Here is a 19,005-nt window from a genome sequence, read left to right as displayed (position 1 = left end):
GTCCTATCCATAGATGATCCGGCGCACCTGCCGGGCTGAGAGTTCTGGTGCCGCAACGACTCTGGCCGCCAGCTCGGCAGCAACGAGGTCGAAGATCGCCTCGTTGCGTTTGCCGTAGGTCTGGTGATGAGCGTGGCGGCGCCGGACGAACTGCTCGACCGGCTCGGCATACCAGGCAATCACGTCATCGACGACACGCGTCGCTTCAGCCTCCGACAGTCCGCTCGTTTCAGCGACCCGCCGGACGATTTCTTCGTCTGGCACCCGTCGATTCTGCTGCGAAATCCCATCACATGCACGAATTTGCCCGATATCGGGCAAATATAAACCTATTCGGGCGTGGATCGCCGCACCGGCAGGGGCGATTTTGCGCTTCGCCTGCGAAAGACCCGCGTCGACAACATGGCTGCGGCACCCAGCAACAGCAGCATCCCACCCAGCAGAATTGCGATCCCTGAGCCGATATTGGCGCTGTCACCCCCTCGACTCAACAGCACCACGCCCCATATGCCGTATCCAGCACCGACCGAGGCAATGCTGAGCCCGATACAGAAGATCAACTTTCTTCTCTTCATGTCGCACCTGCTCAGCTCGTCGGGGTCCCCGGCGGGCGCGCACCTGGGAATCAGCGAATGAAACCGCGAGCATATCCACTGCATGACGCCCAGCGGATGCGCGGCAACTCGCACACCCCACCCGTAGGACGACAGTTCGGGACAACAGTGCGCAATGTGCGTACACGTGCCCACGCAGCGCCCCGGTAGGTTCCTGAGATATGGCGAGCAAAGGTAGCCCTGCAGTCGAGCTGAAAGTCGGCGACCGCACGGTACGCGTGTCGAATCCCGACCGCGTCTACTTCCCCGGCCGCGGGGAGACCAAGCTCGACCTGGCGAACTACTACCTCTCCGTCGGCGACGGGATTGTCCGGGCGCTGCGGGAGCGACCATGCATGCTGCACCGCTTCCCGACGGGCGTCGAGGGCGAGAAGGTGCACCAGAAGCGGGTGCCACGCGGTGCCCCGGAGTGGCTGGAAACAGTGCAGATCCACTTCCCTCGCTGGAACCGCACCGCCGACGAGCTGTGCGTCACAGAGTTGGCCAGTGTCCTCTGGGCCGTGCAGATGTCGACTGTGGAGTTCCACCCCTGGAACTCCCGGCGCGCCGACACCGAGCGGCCCGACGAGTGGCGCATCGACCTGGACCCGATGCCGGAGGCTTCCTTCGACGCGGTCCGCCGCACCGCGCACCTGGCGCACGAGGTGCTGGACGAGCTCGGCATCCGTGGCTTCCCAAAAACTTCCGGGGGCTCGGGTCTGCATATCTACGTGCGCATCGAGCCACGGTGGGAGTTCGCCGATGTACGCCGTGCTGCGTTCGCCTTTGCCCGCGAGCTCGAACGCCGTGGACCGAAGGAGATCACCACGACCTGGTGGCGCAAGGACCGTGACCCTGCTGCCGTCTTCGTGGACTACAACCAGAACGCCCGCGACCACACCATTGCGAGCGCGTATTCGGTGCGCGGTAACCCCGAGGCGACGGTGTCGGCGCCCATCCAGTGGTCCGAGGTGGATGACGTCGAGCCAGGCGACATGACGATCGCGACCATGCCTGAACGGTTCGCCCGACTGGGTGACCTGCATTCGGAAATCGACGACACGGCGTTCGGTTTGGACACCCTGTTGGAGTGGGCGGAACGAGACGAGCAGGCGCCACCGGACCAGGAGTCCTGACAGCTGTGAACTATGCCAGGGGCGTGTGCCACGATCTTTGAGTGGAGCTACTTTCGGTCGGGGACGTCGCGGGGCGGCTGGGCGTCACGCCGTCCACCGTGCGCATGTGGGGTTCGCGTTATGGGATGACAGCCTCCGGCCGCACGCCAGGAGGGCACCGCCGATACACGATGGACGACCTTTCCCGGTTGCAACGCGTGCACACCGCGGTCGTGAGTGGTCTGACGCCGGCGAACGCCGCTGCTACCGAGTTGGGCGTGACGTTGCCTGCGCCGACAACGGGGCCCTCGTCGCGGCGCTCGGGCGCCGGGGGCTCAGTGCTCGCCGTGCCGGGTGCCGGGCCCCGAGCCCGCGGGGTTGCCCGCGCCGCTTCCCGGCTGGACGAGATGGCCGTCGAGGATGCAGTGATCCAGGCCCTGCGCGACGAAGGCACGCTGGCGACGTGGCAGGACGTGATCCGACCGGTGCTGGTGTCGGCGGGAGAATACTGGCAGCGGACCGGCAATGGCATCGAGATCGAGCACCTGCTCAGCCAGGCAGTCAGCACGGCATTTGTCCGGCATGTTGCCGAGGTCATCGGTCGACCGCAGGACCCGCCGGTCCTGCTGGCCGCCGGTCCCCGCGACGAACATGTCCTGGCGTTGCACGCTGTGCGGGCCGCGTTGGCCGAGCGCGGCGTCCCTTCACGCCTACTGGGGCCGCGCACCCCGGTACCTGCCCTCGTCGCCGCCGCAAAACGCACCCGTGCGCTGGCCGCGTTCGTGTGGCTCTCCACCCCCGATGACACCGCGGTGGCCGATCTTCCGATGCTCGCCAAGGCTCATCGCCGCATCACCATCGTGGTCGGTGGGCCCGGCTGGGCCGGCGCCGACGTAGGCGGTGCCCACCGCTGCACCGACCTGGCAGGCGCAGTCGATGAACTTGTCACTGCAGCTACCAAGGACAGCACCGGCTGAGCTCCGCAGTTTTTCTCTCAAAGTTGCACAACTTGCTGATTTGACATTCAGCGAGTTACCATCTTCCGGTCCGCCACATGGTGGGCAATGGAAGCGGCAACGACGCCGCATCACCCAGGAGCGCCGATGGTCACAGCATCTGGCATCAACATCTCTTCCCTCACCTCAAGCCAGTTCGCCACTGTCTACAACCTTTTTTCCCTAGTGATCGCATCCATGCTCTTCACAGCGATCTACCTGCTCTTCTCCCGTGACCGGGTTTCCCCGCGCTACCGCAATGCGCTGGTTGTCTCGGCCATAGTGTGTGGTATCGCCGCGTACCACTACTTCAGAATATTTAACAACTTGAATGCCAGCTATCCAGCCGGCGCCACCGTCACCGCCGCCCATGCCTTGTCGAACGTGGAGTTCAATGAGGCCTATCGGTACGTCGACTGGCTACTCACCGTGCCGCTGCTGCTCGTTGAGACCATCGCTGTCATGGCCCTGGGCCGTAAGGACCAGCGCGGGCTGTTGACCAAGTTGGTGCCTGCCTCGGCCCTGATGATCCTGCTCGGCTACCCGGGTGAGATTGCCACGAGCACCGGTATCCGTGCGCTGTGGGGCGGACTCTCGATGATTCCGTTCATCTACATCGTCTACGTGCTGTTCGTCGAGCTGAGCAAGTCCCTCGACCGCCAACCGCGGGAGGTTGTGGGAACGATCAAATTGCTCCGCATCTCGCTCGTCGTCCTGTGGTCCGTCTACCCGATTGCCTACCTGTTCCCGATCATCGGCGGTAGCTTCTTCGGCGGCGCAAACGGCTTCGTTCTACGACAGGCCGGGTACAGCGTGGCGGACATTCTCGCCAAGGCCGCCTATGGTCTGGTCATCTTCAAGGTTGCCCGGATGAAGAGTCGCCTCGAGGACGCGCAGTACGACGACGACCACGCACGCGTGGTCCAGCCAGACGCGGCCTGACCTTGCCCCCGCACGTTCGGTCGGTCGCCGCGCCAGCTCGGCGGCCGGCCGGTGGGTGCGCGTCAGATGTGCGTGAAAAACCCAGAGCGCAGACAACCGCAATGGCAGCATTGCCACTGCTGACGATCCTCCCGATTGCCGCGCTCGTCGCGCTCGTCGTCCTCTCCCTTCTGGCACCACACACAGCCGACTCCCTCGCTGTCCCGATCGCGGTGGTCGGGGCGGCCCTGGGCATCCCACACGGCGCAGTCGACCACCTTGTCCCGCGGTGGTCCACGACTTCTGCGGATAGCAGGTCCTGCGCCACAACCCGTGGTACTCGACTGCTGGCCTTTGTAGTTGCATATGCCGGCGTCGCGGGCCTCGCCTTCACGGCCTCGCTCATCATGCCGTCCGTAACCATCGTGGCGTTCCTCGTCCTGTCGGCACTGCACTTCGGCCGGGGCGAGGTCGTGACGACTGCCGAGCGCGCCGGGCGGGCCGTCCCCGGTCCGCGTGAGGAGTGGGCAGCGACAGTCGCTCCGGGGCTGGTTGTTGTCGGCCTGCTGCTCTGGGCTCGGCCCGACCGCACCGCGGAGCTGGTACGACCGATGTCCAGCTGGCTCGCCCGCGTGTTGCCGGCCAGTGCTCCAGTGGGTCTGCTACTTGTTGCCGTGGCCGTTGTGGTCGCGATCGCAGTACAACTCAGTCGCCATCGGTTCCTGGACGCCGCAGAGTTGGCCCTGTTGACGCTCGCCTTCGCTGTCGCCCCTCCCGTGGCAGCTTTCGGAGTCTGGTTCGGGCTCTGGCACGCCGTGCGCCACACGGGCCGGCTTCTGGACCTCGCCCGGCAGCCCTCCGCTTCGGTACCTTCCTCCCGAGACTGGTGGAACGCCGCGCGGCGACTGTTGGTGGCCGGCTCGCTACCCTCCCTCGCAGCCCTGAGCGCAGTGGCAGCGATGTGGTTGCTTCGGGACCTGGCGGGACTGCATGCCGAAATAGGAGTGCTACTGGCCCTGACATTTCCGCACGCCGCAGTAGTGGCTGCACTGGACCGCAACGAAGCGCGCAGCTGGGCTCTGACGGGGTAAAGGCTCGACGTCGTGCTACTTCGAGCGTCTGGCCGCTCGTGCCTGGAACTTCTCCACGAACGCCGGCATCAACGGGCGCCCCTCGGCCAGTGTGGCACCTGTGCGCTTCATCGCGGCGCTGTACGCACGACGATTGAATCGCTTGCTGTGGTAAGCGATTCGACCCTCCGCATCCGTCATGATCAGGAACTTACCGACCTTCATACCCTCATAGGCGACTTCAGCGACCTGCTTGGCGCTGCGTGGCGCCTTGTTGATCAGGTCGACCGCACTCAGCTCCATCTCCACGTCCTTGCCCTGTAGTGACGAGGCGAGGTTGGTGCGAAAGAAGCTCGGGCAGATCACCGAGACAGAAATGTTCCAGGGCGACAGTTCGTGTAGCAAGGTCTCAGACACTGCCACGACTCCGGCCTTGACCGCGTTGTAGGACGACATGCCCGGCGCGTGGACCAAACCTGCGAGCGACCCCGTGTTGACGATCTGCCCGCTGTTCGCTTCCTTCATCATCGGCGTGAAGGTGCGGCAACCGCGGACGACACCGAGCAGGTTGATGTCGATGATCCAGCTCCAGTCGTCCATCGAGAGCATATCGATCCGGCCGCCCGCTGCAACCCCGGCGTTGTTGATCAGCAGGTCCAGCCCGTGCCAGTTCGATTCCACCCACAACCGGGCCTCATCCCACTGCTCGTCCGAGCGCACGTCGAGTTGCCGATACTCCACCCCTGCGGGCAGCACACCCTCCGGCGCCTGTTCGTGGACGTCGACGACCAGCACCCGAGCGGCTTCGGCAGCCAGAAGGTTGACCAGTGCCAGCCCGAATCCACTGCAGCCGCCCGTGACCAGGGCGCGCTTACCGGCATACGAACGAGGATGCGAGAGCGGTAACTTCATGCGCCGACACTACCGGCGAGTACGCCGGGATGCAGGACGAGTCATCAGATCATTCGAGCAGCGAAGCGATGTCGGCGGCAGTGACGGCACCGGACATCGCGCCACCGGTGTCCATCACCGAGGTGAAGAGGTCCCGTTTGCGATCCTGCAATGCCACGACCTTCTCCTCCACGGTGCCTTGAGACACCATCCGGTAGACGGTCACCGGTCGCGCCTGGCCGATGCGGTGTACCCGGTCGATCGCCTGCGCCTCGGTCGCGGGATTCCACCACGGATCGAGCAGGTAGACGTAGTCGGCCTCGGTCAGCGTGAGGCCAACCCCGCCTGCCTTGAGCGAGATGAGGAACGCGGTCTGATCACCGGCCTTGAAGCCGTCGATCACCTGCTGGCGGTTGCGGGTCGACCCGTCCAGGTAGGACGTCGTGACACCCGCCGCATCGAGGGCATCGCGCGCGAGCCCGAGATAGGAGGTGAACTGGCTGAAGACCAGCGCACGGTGCCCCTCCTCGTGCAGTTCCCGCAGGTGCTCGGTCAGCACGGTGAGCTTGGCCGACTGTTCGCCCGCCGGATAGCTGTCATCGACCAGCCGCGGGTCGAGGGCAAGCTGGCGCAGTTTGGTCAGCGACGCGAGAATCGCGACCCGGTTGGTGTCGGCGTCCTCGAGCAACCCGAGGATGCGGGCCCGCTCGCGCTGCAGGTGGCGCCGGTAGGTGGCCTCATGTCGCCCAGAGGGCTCGACGTGCAGCAGCTGGATCTGCTTGGCGGGTAGATCCGAGGCCACCGCCTCCTTGGTGCGCCGCAGCATCAGCGGTTTGATCCGCCGGCGCAGCTGATCGAGCAGCTCGGGCTCGCGGCCGCTCTCGATAGGTCGGCGGTACCGCTGTGAGAACACCTCCGGATCGGGATACAGACCGGGGGCCGCGAGCGCGAACATCGACCACAGATCCATCAGTGAGTTCTCCAGCGGGGTACCGGTGATCGCCAGGGTGAACGGTGCACCGATCCGCTTGGCTGCCTGAAACGTCTTGGACCGATGGTTCTTCACCCACTGCGCCTCGTCCAGGATCAGCCCCCGCCAGGAGTGCTCGCGAAAAGCGTCCGCATCCAGGCGCAGCACGGCGTAGGAGGTCACCACGATCTTGGCGTCGCCGATCGACTCTGCGAGCGGTCGGCCGCGTTTGCGGGAGGTCTGCGGCAACGCGACCACCGGAATGTCAGGAGCGAACTTCGCGGCCTCGGACACCCAGGTGCCGACCACCGACGAGGGCGCGACCACCAGAACGGGCTCGGTCAACTCGCCCATCTCGTGCGCACGCGCCAGCATCGCGAGGGCTTGCACGGTCTTACCCAGGCCCATGTCGTCGGCCAGCACGCCACCGAGATCGCACTCCCACAGCGTCGAGAGCCACGAGAATCCCTCGCGTTGGTATGGCCGCAGGGTCGCCTGCAGGCCAATCGGCAGCTCTGGCGGCTCGATGTTCTCGACGTCCCGCAGCTTGCCGACGGCGGTACTCCAGCGAGTGGACTGCTCACCCGGCACACCCAGGGCAACCAACTCGTCGTAGAGCCCGACGTGGAAGCGGTTGACCGACAACGACGCTCCCGGGTCGCGGTCGATCAACCCACGCATCTCCTCGATCAGGGTGCGCAGCCTGTGCAGCGACGGATCATCCAGAGTGAACCAGGTGCCGGATTCCAGCAGCATCCCCTCATCGCCTCGCACGAGTGCGGCGAACAGTGGTTCGAACGGCACCTCTTCGCCACCGATGGTGACCGTGATCCGCAGGTCGAACCAGTCGGGGTCGAGCCCATCGCTGGTGCCGATCTCGATCAGCGGCGCGTCGGTGACCTGCTCATATGCCGGTAGCTCGCCTTCCACGACCACATGCAGGTCTTCGTGCTCACTCCATTCCGGCACCTGCTCGACGGCACGGACCGCCGCCCACCCGGTGAGAACGTGCTCGGCGCGGGGCCACCAACCCAAGCCCCCGATCGGCTCCAACAGCCCGGCGGTGCGTAGCAGCGGCTCGAGTCGCTGCACCAACTCCCGCTCGCTGCCGCGGTCACGCCCTGCCGCTGCCCAGCCGAGGGCGACCGGGTGCACCCGCGAGTCGGCATACCTGAAGCCGGCACGAATGCGGATCTCGTGCTCGGCTGGACTGTCGACCCTCAGCTGCAACCGCAGCGGCTCACGCTCGGCCTCCGGCCCGGGCAGCTTCGGTAGCGCGCCGCGCTCGACGAGCCGGGGCAGCGCCTCGAACCGGAACTCTGCAGCATCCGCAGCAGGCACCCGCAGCTGCCCCCAGCGCAGGAGTTGGTCCATCGCAGGTCGGGCCGGCGCGGTAAAGCCTGCCAACGTCATGGCCCCACCCCGCTCGATGATCGCCACTCCGTGCGCGGGCTCACCGATCAGGATCCGCTCGCCGACGGGCAGGCCCGGCAACAGCGCTCGCAGCACCAGTTCGTCGTCGTCCTCCGCCATGTCCAGTTGCGGGGTGACGGGCCAGGGCGCGAGGTCCAGGTTGGAGCTGACGCCATACGCCTGCATGACCGCAACACCAGCGTCGGACGCTCGCGCCAGCGCGGCCCACATCGTGGCGGCGAACTGGTCGAGATACAGCTCGTTCGGCAGCAACCCGGCATCGGCGAGCCGGTACAGCGCAATCACGGCATCATGCTGGTCGCTCTCCCACGGTCGCTGCGGGTTGTCGTGCAGCACGTCGTGCCAGGCGGCTTCCTTCACCCAGCGGCTCGTTTTGCCCATGTACGTCGGCACGATCGCGATCCGCCGTGACGGCGTGCTGTCGTATCGGGTGGACGGCGCAGTGGTGGGAACCATCCGCAGGCCGAGGCGACGGGTCGTCTTGCTGGGTTGGTCGGCGTACTGCGCCACGAACTGCCGCCACAGCACCGATCTGTCGATTTCGACCGTCCCGCCGAGCGATTCGCGGGCGACGATCAGCAGCGTCGCGACGTGTTTGCACCGGGCCTGCATCGGGCAGGAGCAGCGCGACGTCCAGCGCGGTGTGGGCCCGATATCGGCGGTACGGGTAACCAATGTCGTGTAGTCGTGGTCACGACTGCCGCCGATCACGCCGAGCAGCATCCGGCCCTGGTCACCGGTGTTGATGGAGATGACCCGTTCCGCGTCGACATACCCGAGCGCCCGTTCGAAGGCCTTGTCGCCGACATAGGCCTCGATGTCGGCGTCGCTGACCTCGCGCAACCACTCCGCGCCCCGCACCTGGAAGCTGTTGACAGACCGGTCCCCAGCCTGCGCACGCCACGGATCGCTCACCGTGGCGAGGCTACCGCCCACCCCCGACAACCCCGGCCCTCACTGCACTAGATCACCTCTGTCTGGAAGAGCACCCCATGCTGATCGCACACCGCCTGCAGCCGTGCGCCGATCTCATCGGCATCGGCTTTACTGAAGACGACGAGGGTCACGAACGCCGTGTCGTACGGGTCGTCACGGCGTACTACCTCGACATGCGCGACCGGGCGGGCGAACGCCGAGCGCGGCCGCACCAGTTCGACACCCTCCATCTGCGACCACGACACGCTCCTGGCCTTACCGCGATGGATGCCGACGAGGCCGTCTGATGTCGCGCGTAGATCGCGGCGCCCGCCGGACCAGCGCAGATCCCACACAACGACCCCCGCGAGCACTGCGGCAACGATCAGGATCCACCACAGCCGGGTGGCCGCAACACCTGCAGCCGCAGCAACGAGTATCACCCCGACGCGGAGCCATGCACCGACCGGAATCGCGGCGCGCGGCGCGGCGATCACCGTCCTCTCGCTCATTTTGTGACCACGGGGACGTCGTTCACTTCCGCGACCCTGGTCATCCGTGCCACGAGTGCAGCCCACGTCTTTTTGTCAGTGCGCACGACGACCTCGTCGGCGACCCCAGGGCGTCGCTCGACCTTGAGCTCGTGTGCGTTGGTGAAACGTGCGGTCTGCACTGTCACCTCACGGGTATGCGCCCAGTCGTACACCTGGTCACCCCGCCGGGTGGTAACGACCAGCGCGCGGTCGGACAGGGCGATCTGGTGGGTTGCCGGTTTGACGACTGCGGTGATGAGCAGCGCAGCAATCACGCCGCCTGCGGTCGTCAAAAGGACACTGGTGATCGACTCCAGCTGCAGAAACGCAGTCACCAGGGCTGCGAACAGCACCCAGACCGCCAACACGAGTGCCCACATCAGCCACCGCCGCGGATTCAGCAGCAACCGCTGCTGTACCGCTGCGCGCTGGTAGATGACCTCGGTTGCCTGTTTACGCTTCCGGGACATTGCGCCTCAACTCCTCCAGCCATACCCGGGCATTGCCATCAGAGGGAGCACGCCAGTCGCCGCGTGGCGAAAGTGACCCTCCGGCAACAACTTTCGGCCCGTTCGGCAGCGCTGACCGCTTGAACTGACTGAAGCCGAAGAACCGCTGCACGAAGACTTCGAGCCAGCTGCGGATCTGCGGCAGGTCGTATGCCGCCCGCTCACCCTCGGGGAACCCCGGCGGCCACGCGCCCTGCTGGACATCGGACCAGCCGTGCAACGCGAGGAACGCGATCTTGGACGGCGCGAAGCCGTAGCGCAGCACATGGAAGAGGGTGAAATCCTGCAACTCATAGGGTCCGATGATCGCCTGCGTCGACTGGGGCTTCTCGTCCGCGCCGGCGGGCACCAGCTCGGGACTGATCTCGGTGGCGAGGATCGATACGAGCGTGTCGTGCACGCGCTCGTCGATCTGTCCGGAGCTGATGACCCAGCGGATGACGTGCTGGATCATCGTCTTGGGGATGCCCGCGTTGACGTTGTAATGCGACATCTGGTCGCCCACGCCGTAGGTGCACCACCCGAGGGCCAGCTCGGACAGATCGCCGGTGCCGAGCACGATGCCGCCTTCGTGGTTGGCGATCCGGAAGAGGTAGTCGTAGCGCAACCCCGCCTGCACGTTCTCAAAGGTCACGTCGTAGACCGGCTCCCCACGCCCGAACGGGTGGCCCATGTCCTTCAGCATCTGGGTGGCTGCCGGTCGGATGTCCAACTCGGCGAAGGTGACTCCCAGTTGCTCAGACAGGGCGACGGCGTTCGACCTGGTCGCATCGCTGGTGGCGAAACCGGGCATCGTGTACGCCAGGATGTCGCTGCGCGGCCTGTCCATCCGGTCCATAGCGCGCGCCGCGATGCTCAGAGCATGGGTCGAGTCGAGCCCACCGGACACCCCGATCACGATCTTCGGCTGACCTATGGCGCGCAACCGCTGCATCAGGCCCGACACCTGGATGTTCCACGCCTCGAAGCAGTCCTGGGCGAGCTGCCGGGGATCGTTCGGCACGAACGGGAACCGGTCGATAGGACGGCGCAGGCCGATATCGGTCGCGGGCGGCGACAACGTGAAGGAGATCGTGCGGAACGGGCCGACCCGGTCGGCGTACGTGCGCGCGTTGTCATCGAAGGACCCGTCGCGCAGACGCTCCTGGCGCAATTTGTCCAGGTCGACGTCGACCATCGTGCGCACGGGGCCATCCGCGAACCGCTCTCCGGCGCTGAGCAGCTCGCCGTTCTCGTAAACCATCGTCATGCCGTCCCACGACAGATCTGTGGTCGACTCGCCTCGGCCCGACGCCGCATAGACGTATGCAGCGAGGCAACGGGACGACTGCGCTTCAGCCATCATCCGGCGGTCGTTGGCCCGACCGACGGTGATGGGACTGCCGGAGATGTTGACCAGCACGGAGGCGCCCGCAAGCGCGGCCAGCGAACTGGGCGGAATCGGCACCCACATGTCCTCGCACACCTCGACGTGCAGCGCCAGACCGCGCACGTCTGAGGCATTGAAGAGAAGATCAGGACCGAAGGGAATCTGCCTGTCCCCCAGCGTGATCGACTGACCCACCTGATCGTCGCCGGCGGCGTAGTACCGCTTGTCGTAGAACTCGCGGTAGGTGGGGAGGTATGACTTGGGCACGATACCGAGGATCGCGCCCGCATGAATTACGACTGCGCAGTTGTAGACCCGATGGCCCTTGCGCAACGGTGCACCGACGATCGCCACCGGCAGCAGATCAACTGTCTCGGCGGCAATGTGCCCGAGGGCGACCAGCACAGCGTCCAGTACTGCATCCTGCAACACCAGGTCATCGATCGCGTAGCCGGTCAGGCACATCTCAGGGAACGCCGCGATCGCCACAGCATCTTCGTGGCAGAGCCGCAGCTGCTCGATCAACGTGTTGGAATTGGTCGCTGGATCGGCGATTGCGGTGGGGGCTGTGCAGGCAGCTACCCGTGCGAACCCCTGCGCGTATGCCGACCGGAACTCCATGGGCCCAGTCTCCCAGATGAGCCCACCCGCGCCAGGGCTGCGAAACGGTCAGTCGTCGAGCGAGTCGGCCATACCGTCGACCGGCACGCTGGCCGACACCGCAGCGAGGGCCTTCTTGCGGCGGCTGAGCACCAACGCGGTCGCGGGTACGACGGCGGCGAGTGCGAAGGCGCGCATCCACGGCCGGTTCAGGGCGTGACCCAAGGCGCGATCCAGCGAAATGGCACCCGGCCCGGTCAGCGCGAGCGCGCTGGCGGCGAGTGCGATGGCGGCCGGGTACTCGAAGCCGCCCTGCTGAGCGAAGAAGCCGTTCGGTGCGTGCATCGCGCCAGCGACCGCCATCGTGCCGGTCACCGCGCCCGCAGCGGCAGGGGTGCCCAAGCCGAGAGCCAACAGTGCACCGCCGCCTGTCTCGCTGATTCCGGCGATGACGGCGTTGGCCTTACCCGGCTTGAAACCCGCGCTGTCGAAGAATGCAGCGGTGCCCTCCAGGCCGCCACCGCCGAAGGAGCCGAAGAGCTTCTGGGCGCCGTGTGCGGCGACCGTTCCGCCGAGGCCGACGCGCAGTGCAAGCAAACCGAGGTCTTGTGTCGAAGTCATGACGGCAGCTTATAGGTGATGCGTCAACAAACGAACCGCGACAGCGTGAGATCGGTCTCAGTGGCTTACCGCAATGGGGCTGATCACAAGACAAACAGGCAGGCTATCCGGATGCCTGTCCTTGCTCGTTACCCCTGGCTACGGGTATGTCTGGCGCTTTTCGCAGTCGGCTGGGGTGCCAATCAGTTCGCCCCATTACTCCTGGTCTACGAAGCGCAGCAGCACCTGAGCGAGTTGGTCACCACCTCGATGTTCGCGGCCTATGTGATCGGCCTGGTGCCGGCCCTGATCCTCGCTGCGCGCCTCGCAGGTCGCCACGGACACCGCGCCATCCTGCGCCCCACGATGGTGTTGGCTACCCTCGCCTCCGGCGTCCTGCTGATCGGTCACTGGAGCGAGGCAGCGCTGTTCATCGGCCGGGTGATGTACGGCGTGGCGACCGGCGCAGCGATGGCGCCTGGCACGACCTGGGTCAAGGAGCTGTCGACCGACGCTCCCACCGGGACCGGCGCGCGACGGGCAGCGATTGCTTTGTCCGCCGGCTTCATGGGGGGCCCACTGATCAGCGGGCCGATCGCGCAGTGGCTCCCGGCGCCCGAGATCACGTCCTACATCGTGCACATCGCGCTCATGCTTGCCGTCACCTTACTCGCCTGGACCACGCCCGAAACGGGCACGACCACCGATGCGCTCGATCACCGCGAGCAGGTGGCAGATGGGCGACATGTCGCACTCAGCGGCGTTTTCTGGGCGGATATCGCGCCTGCCGCACCGTGGGTTTTCGGCTGCGCGACCATCGGCCTGATCGTGCTGCCGAGCGTGGTGCGGCAGCAGGTGGGCAGCTGGGACGTCGCATTCAGTGGCCTGATGGCGGGCATCACCCTCGGCACCGGCATCCTCATCCAACAGCGGGCCCGCCACCTGGAAGCACGACGTCCCGGTGCCACCACGCCGGCCGGGATGGCCTGCGCGATCGTCGGGACCCTGCTCGCCGTTCTTGCCGCTGCAACCGACCAATGGCTACTGGTACCCGTGGCGGGTGTCGTCCTCGGTGCTTCCTATGGTCTGCTCCTGGTCGGCGGACTGACGGCGGTCGAACGTCTCGCGCCGCCGCACCAGCTGGCGATGACCAATGCGGTCTTCTACTGCCTCACCTACATCGGCTTCGCGGCGCCGACCGTCATGGCGACCCTCACCAAGCACATCTCACCGGCGGCCGCGCTCACGATCCTGGTGGCCCTCTCGTCGCTCACGGCGTTGTGGGTGCTGCGCGGACTGTTCAGCGGGCGCGGCGCGCGAACGCCGGCACCTCTCGTTTGAACGCTGCCTCACGAGCGATCTTCGCGTTCTTGCCAGTGAGTAACCGCACCTGTTCGATGCGCTCGCTCGCGAAGGTTCGGCGGGGACCTGCATTCCAGCGCGTCTCGAAGAGTCGCTTGGCGGCCGCGAGAGCATCCGGTGATCGAGTTGCGAGGTCTCGCGCCAAAACCAGCGCATCGACGTGCGGGTCCGCACTGACCTGGGAGACCAGACCGAGCTCGTGGGCACGCTCACCGGAGAAGACCTCAGCGGTCATGGTCAGGCGTTTGGCCTGCTCGATGCCGATGAGCTGCGTCAGCGACGCGATCCCGCTCATGTCCGGGATCAGACCCCACTTACCCTCCAAAACAGACCATTTCGCATCAGGCGCGGTGATCCGGAAGTCAGCACCGAGGGCTATCTGGACCCCGCCACCGAAGCAGTGCCCCTGCACTGCGGCGATCACCGGGACGGGCAGACGGCGCCAGGCCCAGCAGGCTTCCTGAAAGGTATTGGTGCCCCGCCACGGTCGCGGCAGCATCCCCTTGATGACGGCGTTGCGCTGCCCGAATGTGTCGGCGAAATCGAGCCCGGCACAGAAGGAATCGCCCTCGCCCGAGATGACGACCGCCCGCACTGCGCGATCCCTGGCCAGCGAGCGGGCGGTGCTGATCAGCCCGAGCAACATGGGCAGGGTAAGAGCATTGAGTTTCTCGGGGCGTGCGAGATGCACTTCGGCGATACCGCCGGAGACCTCGTAGGTGATGTCGGACATGGCGCTTACCCTACGAAACCTGCCCTCTCGTCCACCGTTTCGGTCGCGCAGCCGCCCGGCGACGGGGTCAGACAACGACGGGTTGCGGTCGACCGTCCCGCCACTCATACGGCGTCATCTGCGTCAGCCCCGGCGAGTAGGCGTGCACGGAGAGTGCGACGTCGTCACCGATATTGGTCATGTTGTGCACCAGTCCCGGCCCGAAACTGAACTCCTCCTGCTCACGCAGATCGATTTCGACCCGCTGCCGTTCGCGCCAGGTCTCCTGGGTCAGGGTTCCGCGAACGACATGCAACGCGCCACTGGACTGACCGTGATCGTGCCACCCGGACGTCGCGCCTGCCGGCCAGGCCATCAGCCACACCTCCAGGTAGGCAGAGGTGTCCAACTCGACGCGGGTCCGCCGCGTCGCGGACATGTCAACGCGCGACGACAGGTCGTGGTTACCCGCGAAAAGGCGGGCGATGCGCAGCAGGTGCGCGTCGTTGAACGTCCGAATGCCGATTGAGGCGGTATCCATCAGGTGATCTCCGGGATTGGAAGAAGCCGGTCAGAACCGGCGGCTGGCGGGACGAGCGGATGGGCTCAGACGCGACAGCGATGCCACGCCGCCGTGCGCGTCATTGCGCGCATCGGTGCGGTGGCGGTCAGGTAGTGCATGTCCTCACTAGATCACGGACTGGCATCGTGATCAAGCACATATGAAAGGAGGCCGGCCTGCTCGATGCCCACTCGTCGGTCCGGTGTCGGGATTCAGGGCGAGTGTCGGATTACAGGCAGCGACTCGCCGGGCGAGTGTCGGAAACCTGGGAATCAGGTGGTTTCGGGGAGTGCCGCCTCGCCGAATTTTTCTCCGAAAGCTATTTGGAACAGCGGTTTTCGTTTACGTTCGCGCTGCTCACGTTCTGCCGTGAACGCGTCGACATCCACTCGCTCGTCGACCGGCCACGGCCGCCCGATCGCCACGCCGGCCATCAGTGTCCACTCCGGGGGCACCTGGTAGGCCACGGTGAGCGTGTCGTGATCGAAACCCGCAAACTGATGCACCCCGAGTCGCATCGATTCCGCCTGCACGCACAGGTGCGCGACCGCCTGGCCGAGGTCGTACCGCGCGTAGTCGGCAAACATCGGCTTGCCCCCGTCCGGGGTCGTGCGGGCAGCGCCGACCAGCACGACACTCGCGGACGGCACCCACCCGCTGTTCCCACGGCTGAGCGCGGCCACCAGGTGGGCATGCGCATCATCTCCCCGGCGGGCCACGACGAACGCCCACGGCTGCGCGTTGCCGCATGACGGCGACCAGCGGGCTGCTTCCAGCAGAGCCGTCAGGTCCGCATCGGACAATTCGTGCGACGGGTCGAATACGGACGGTGACCGTCGACCGCGCAACAGGTCCAGAATCGGCGGGCCGGTCTCTCGCGTGGTCACGTCGAAAGCCTACGAGTCAGTCCTGCGAGCCCGGGCTCGAAGACAGTCGGTCGCGCAGGAAGTCCAGCACCTTGTCCACCCCTTCCTGCTGACGGTGCGCAGTCAATGTGGAGTGCTTCGATCCGGGGAATTCGATCGCTGTGAAAGCTGGTCCGAGCTCACGCTCCAGCGTCGCGAACCGGGTGCCGGTCGCCTTGTCGTCGGCGTACCGCAAGCCCAGGACTGCGCATCCCGCCGCGGCCCGCGCCTTGACAATGCTCAGGTCCGCTGGGCTCAGGCCCAGGTCAGCGGCCCGCCGAGCACCGACGGGGAACGGCAGCGACGGCTGTGCGAGAACCGGAGCGGCTACGGAATCGTCGACCATCATCGCGAGGGCGAAGCCGCCGGTGAAGCACATCCCCACCACGCCGGTGCCCGGTCCGCCGAGCTCATCGTGCAGCGACCGGGACAGCGATCGCAGCCACCCAGCGATCGGGCTGGTAGCGCCGGTCGCAAATGTCGTGAACTCTTTTCGCACGCACAGCCGCGGCGCGACGGACGCGATGTACCGGGCACTGAACGGTCGCCCAGGGTCACCGAACAGGTGTGGCATCACGACGGTGAAACCCGCGTCAACCACCTCTTGGGCAAAACCGATCACTTCGGGCGTCATGCCCGGGATCTCGTGGATCACGATGACGCCGGGCCCGACGCCCCGCCGGTAGGTGTCGTAGGTACGCCCATCGGCGTCGTAGGCCGCCCGAGTCCAGCCCTGCAGTGCCGATGACGCGGTCTCAATGCTGCCCATACCCCTCATAATCACCGGTTGCGAAGTCTGCATCTACGGCGGGGCGTACCGCGACCGGAATCTTCCCGCCCTCGCAGACGCTGACACCGGTAAGCACATCACCCGAGATATCGCACCAGGAGCAGCATGAGCACCGCGTCCATCAAGACACTGACCAGTGACACCTTCACCCAGACAGTCAGCGGCGATGGCATTGTGTTCGTCGACTTCTGGGCTGACTGGTGCGGCCCGTGCAAGCAATTCGCACCGATCTTCGAGCAGGCCTGCGCTGAGCACGCCGACATAACATTCGGAAAGGTCGACACCGAGGCCGAGCGCGCACTGGGGCAGGCCCTCAATGTCACCTCGATCCCGACGGTCATGGCGTTCCGTGACGGGGTCATGGTCTTCGCTCAAGCCGGTGCCATGCACAAGAGAATGCTGAGCGACCTGATCGCGCAGGTACGCGAGCTCGACATGGACTCCGTGCGCAGCAAACTCGCCGACAGGTAATCAGTCCAGGTCGGTGGGCACGTCCAGTACGGCGACGTCCGGGACCAGCGTCTTGGTGTTGCGGTTGAGAGTCTCACCGCGGAAGAACGCCGGCATCGTACGCATCAGCACCAGCATGATGACCACACCTATCAGCATGGTGCCCACGCCGAGGATGAACGCGCCGCCGACCTCCCAGTTCAACCCGGGCACGTGGAAGCCGGTGTAGGACGCCGCTGTGTCCTTCGCGGGGCTGAGCCAGTTGTCATGCAGGCTCCAGGCCAGCGCGAAGTACATGATGACCCCGCCCAGAGTGGGCAGGATGCCGCGCATCCACAGATCGCGCGTGGAGTCGCGGAGCGTCTTTCGGTAGTACCAGGCGCAGGCGAATCCGGTCAGGCCGTAGTAGAAAGCGATCATCATGCCCAGCGCGGTCACACAGTCGGCGATCACCAGGGCGGCATTGGAGGTGTAGTTGAGGATTATGTAGAGCACGATCGAGATACCGCCGAAACCGAGCGTGGCCCACGTCGGCGTCTTGAACTTCGGGTGCACCTCCGCAAAGTTTTTCGGTAGCGCCCGGTAGACGCCCATCGAGAGCGCGGTACGCGCCGTCGGCAGAATCGTGGTCTGGGTGGAGGCCGCCGCCGAGGTCAGCACCATCAGGATCAGCACGTGGGTCATGATGCTGCCGAATGTGCCCGCACCGAAGACGGCCTTGCCGAGCACTGAGAGCACGTCGCTGGAGTTGTCTGTGTTGCCCAGACCGATGCCCTTGTCGCCGACCCCCGCAAAGGACTGCGCAGCCAGCGTTACCAACGTGTAGGTCACGACCAGCATGACCGTGGAGATGATCGCAGCGCGGCCGGGCGTCTTGTCGGGGTCGGCGGTCTCCTCATTGACCGACACCGCACTGTCCCAGCCCCAGTAGATGAAAAGCATCAGCAGCAAGCCGCGGAAGAACGTCGAGAAGCTGTCGATCTCGAGCGGGTTGAACCAGGACCAGTCGATCTTGATGGATGTCGCGGCACCGTTGCCGGTGTAGACGCGCGCCAGAGCGATCACGACGAAAAGCACCAGTACGACCAGCTCGATGGACAGCAGCACCTGCTGCAGCCGAGCCGACAGTTCGGTGCCCAGGTAGCAGATCACCGTCATCACGACGATCCAGATGACGCCGACCAGCAGCACCCATCCGCTGGTGGGGTCGCGACCGATCTTGTCGGCGCCGAAGAGTAGGAAACCGTACTGCCCGGCGACCTGCGCGAGGCTGGCCATTACCAGGATGTCGGCGGCGATGATGCCCCAACCACCGATCCAGCCGGTCTTGGGTCCGAACGCGCGAGTCGCCCAGGTGAAGGTCGTTCCGCAGTCCGGGTCCGCCTTGTTGAGCTCCTGGTAGCCGATGGCGGTGAAGAGCATCGGAATGAAGGCCAGGATCACGATCAGCGGCGCCTGGACGCCCACACCCACGACGATGAAACCAAGCGTTGCGGCCAGACTGTAGGCCGGGGCGGTCGACGCGACGCCGATCACGACGCTGGAGATCAGCCCGAGAGCGCCTCCGCTGAGGCCCTTACCCGACGAGTCGGTCGATTCGACAGATTCTGCCGGCGTGCTACTGGCCATCGCGTGCCTCCCAGGATGTGGTGAACGCACCTAAACTAGGGGCGCTCACCGACACGAGGAAGCGTCGTTGTCAGATCGTT

General features: G+C 65.7%; 19 protein-coding genes. 6 read left to right on the top strand and 13 right to left on the bottom strand.

Annotation, left to right across the window (positions count from 1 at the left end; genetic code table 11):
• Positions 1 to 3: 3 nt before the first annotated feature.
• Positions 4 to 264 carry a hypothetical protein gene (locus tag V3G39_02960; GenBank protein XAS77015.1) on the bottom strand — a complete coding sequence of 87 codons (261 nt, stop codon included), beginning with the start codon at positions 262 to 264 and terminating at the stop codon, positions 4 to 6.
• Between the two features lie 65 nt (positions 265 to 329).
• Complete coding sequence (locus tag V3G39_02955) at positions 330 to 575, bottom strand: hypothetical protein (GenBank protein ID XAS77014.1); 246 nt, start codon at positions 573 to 575, stop codon at positions 330 to 332.
• A gap of 200 nt (positions 576 to 775) precedes the next feature.
• Here V3G39_02955 and ligD point away from each other — a divergent pair, with 200 nt between their 5' ends.
• From ligD to V3G39_02935, 4 genes are all read left to right on the top strand, one after another.
• A complete protein-coding gene (gene ligD, locus V3G39_02950) occupies positions 776 to 1,729 on the top strand; it encodes a non-homologous end-joining DNA ligase (GenBank protein XAS77013.1) in 954 nt (317 codons plus the stop codon).
• A 41-nt stretch (positions 1,730 to 1,770) separates the two neighbouring features.
• Positions 1,771 to 2,685, top strand: coding sequence for a MerR family transcriptional regulator (locus V3G39_02945; protein ID XAS77012.1), 915 nt, complete (start codon positions 1,771 to 1,773; stop codon positions 2,683 to 2,685).
• Positions 2,686 to 2,811: 126 nt separating this feature from the next.
• Complete coding sequence (locus V3G39_02940) at positions 2,812 to 3,645, top strand: bacteriorhodopsin-like (GenBank protein XAS77011.1); 834 nt, start codon at positions 2,812 to 2,814, stop codon at positions 3,643 to 3,645.
• A 101-nt stretch (positions 3,646 to 3,746) separates the two neighbouring features.
• A complete protein-coding gene (locus tag V3G39_02935; GenBank protein XAS77010.1) occupies positions 3,747 to 4,715 on the top strand; it encodes a beta-carotene 15,15'-dioxygenase, Brp/Blh family in 969 nt (322 codons plus the stop codon).
• A gap of 15 nt (positions 4,716 to 4,730) precedes the next feature.
• Here the strand turns inward: V3G39_02935 and V3G39_02930 are convergent, their stop codons facing one another.
• From V3G39_02930 to V3G39_02905, 6 genes are read right to left on the bottom strand one after another with little or no spacing between them, the layout of a single operon-like run.
• Positions 4,731 to 5,606 carry an SDR family NAD(P)-dependent oxidoreductase gene (locus V3G39_02930; GenBank protein XAS77009.1) on the bottom strand — a complete coding sequence of 292 codons (876 nt, stop codon included), beginning with the start codon at positions 5,604 to 5,606 and terminating at the stop codon, positions 4,731 to 4,733.
• Positions 5,607 to 5,655: 49 nt separating this feature from the next.
• Positions 5,656 to 8,904 carry a DEAD/DEAH box helicase gene (locus tag V3G39_02925; protein XAS77008.1) on the bottom strand — a complete coding sequence of 1,083 codons (3,249 nt, stop codon included), beginning with the start codon at positions 8,902 to 8,904 and terminating at the stop codon, positions 5,656 to 5,658.
• A gap of 47 nt (positions 8,905 to 8,951) precedes the next feature.
• On the bottom strand, positions 8,952 to 9,416 hold the full coding sequence (locus V3G39_02920; protein XAS77007.1) for a hypothetical protein: 465 nt from the start codon (positions 9,414 to 9,416) through the stop codon (positions 8,952 to 8,954).
• Complete coding sequence (locus V3G39_02915) at positions 9,413 to 9,907, bottom strand: hypothetical protein (protein XAS77006.1); 495 nt, start codon at positions 9,905 to 9,907, stop codon at positions 9,413 to 9,415. Before V3G39_02915 ends, V3G39_02920 begins: the two co-directional genes overlap by 4 nt.
• Positions 9,891 to 11,936: an NAD(+) synthase gene (locus V3G39_02910; protein XAS77005.1), complete on the bottom strand. Its 2,046-nt coding sequence runs from the start codon at positions 11,934 to 11,936 to the stop codon at positions 9,891 to 9,893. Before V3G39_02910 ends, V3G39_02915 begins: the two co-directional genes overlap by 17 nt.
• A gap of 48 nt (positions 11,937 to 11,984) precedes the next feature.
• Positions 11,985 to 12,536, bottom strand: a complete 552-nt coding sequence (locus V3G39_02905; protein XAS77004.1) for a DoxX family protein — start codon at positions 12,534 to 12,536, stop codon at positions 11,985 to 11,987.
• Positions 12,537 to 12,647: 111 nt separating this feature from the next.
• Here V3G39_02905 and V3G39_02900 point away from each other — a divergent pair, with 111 nt between their 5' ends.
• Positions 12,648 to 13,856, top strand: coding sequence for an MFS transporter (locus tag V3G39_02900; protein ID XAS77003.1), 1,209 nt, complete (start codon positions 12,648 to 12,650; stop codon positions 13,854 to 13,856).
• On the opposite strand, the gene V3G39_02895 is transcribed toward V3G39_02900, so the two are convergent.
• From V3G39_02895 to V3G39_02880, 4 genes are all read right to left on the bottom strand, one after another.
• Positions 13,816 to 14,610 (bottom strand): crotonase/enoyl-CoA hydratase family protein, encoded by a 795-nt coding sequence (locus V3G39_02895; protein XAS77002.1) that lies wholly within the window; start codon positions 14,608 to 14,610, stop codon positions 13,816 to 13,818. The genes V3G39_02900 and V3G39_02895 overlap by 41 nt on opposite strands.
• Positions 14,611 to 14,677: 67 nt before the next feature.
• Positions 14,678 to 15,130 carry a cysteine dioxygenase family protein gene (locus V3G39_02890; protein ID XAS77001.1) on the bottom strand — a complete coding sequence of 151 codons (453 nt, stop codon included), beginning with the start codon at positions 15,128 to 15,130 and terminating at the stop codon, positions 14,678 to 14,680.
• 293 nt (positions 15,131 to 15,423) lie between these two features.
• Entirely contained in the window at positions 15,424 to 16,038 is a 615-nt protein-coding gene (locus tag V3G39_02885; GenBank protein XAS77000.1) for a nitroreductase family protein, read from the bottom strand.
• A 16-nt stretch (positions 16,039 to 16,054) separates the two neighbouring features.
• A complete protein-coding gene (locus V3G39_02880; GenBank protein ID XAS76999.1) occupies positions 16,055 to 16,825 on the bottom strand; it encodes a dienelactone hydrolase family protein in 771 nt (256 codons plus the stop codon).
• A gap of 126 nt (positions 16,826 to 16,951) precedes the next feature.
• Between V3G39_02880 and trxA the strand changes: the two genes are divergently transcribed.
• Positions 16,952 to 17,317: a thioredoxin gene (gene trxA / locus V3G39_02875; protein XAS76998.1), complete on the top strand. Its 366-nt coding sequence runs from the start codon at positions 16,952 to 16,954 to the stop codon at positions 17,315 to 17,317.
• On the opposite strand, the gene V3G39_02870 is transcribed toward trxA, so the two are convergent.
• Positions 17,318 to 18,925, bottom strand: coding sequence for an APC family permease (locus tag V3G39_02870; protein ID XAS76997.1), 1,608 nt, complete (start codon positions 18,923 to 18,925; stop codon positions 17,318 to 17,320). It abuts the gene before it with no gap.
• Positions 18,926 to 19,005 lie beyond the last annotated feature (80 nt).

The organism is Dermatophilaceae bacterium Sec6.4, from assembly GCA_039636865.1.
GTDB lineage: Bacteria > Actinomycetota > Actinomycetes > Actinomycetales > Dermatophilaceae > Allobranchiibius.
Note: the sequence above shows the minus strand (reverse complement) of the source record. Positions and strands in the feature narration are given on the sequence as shown.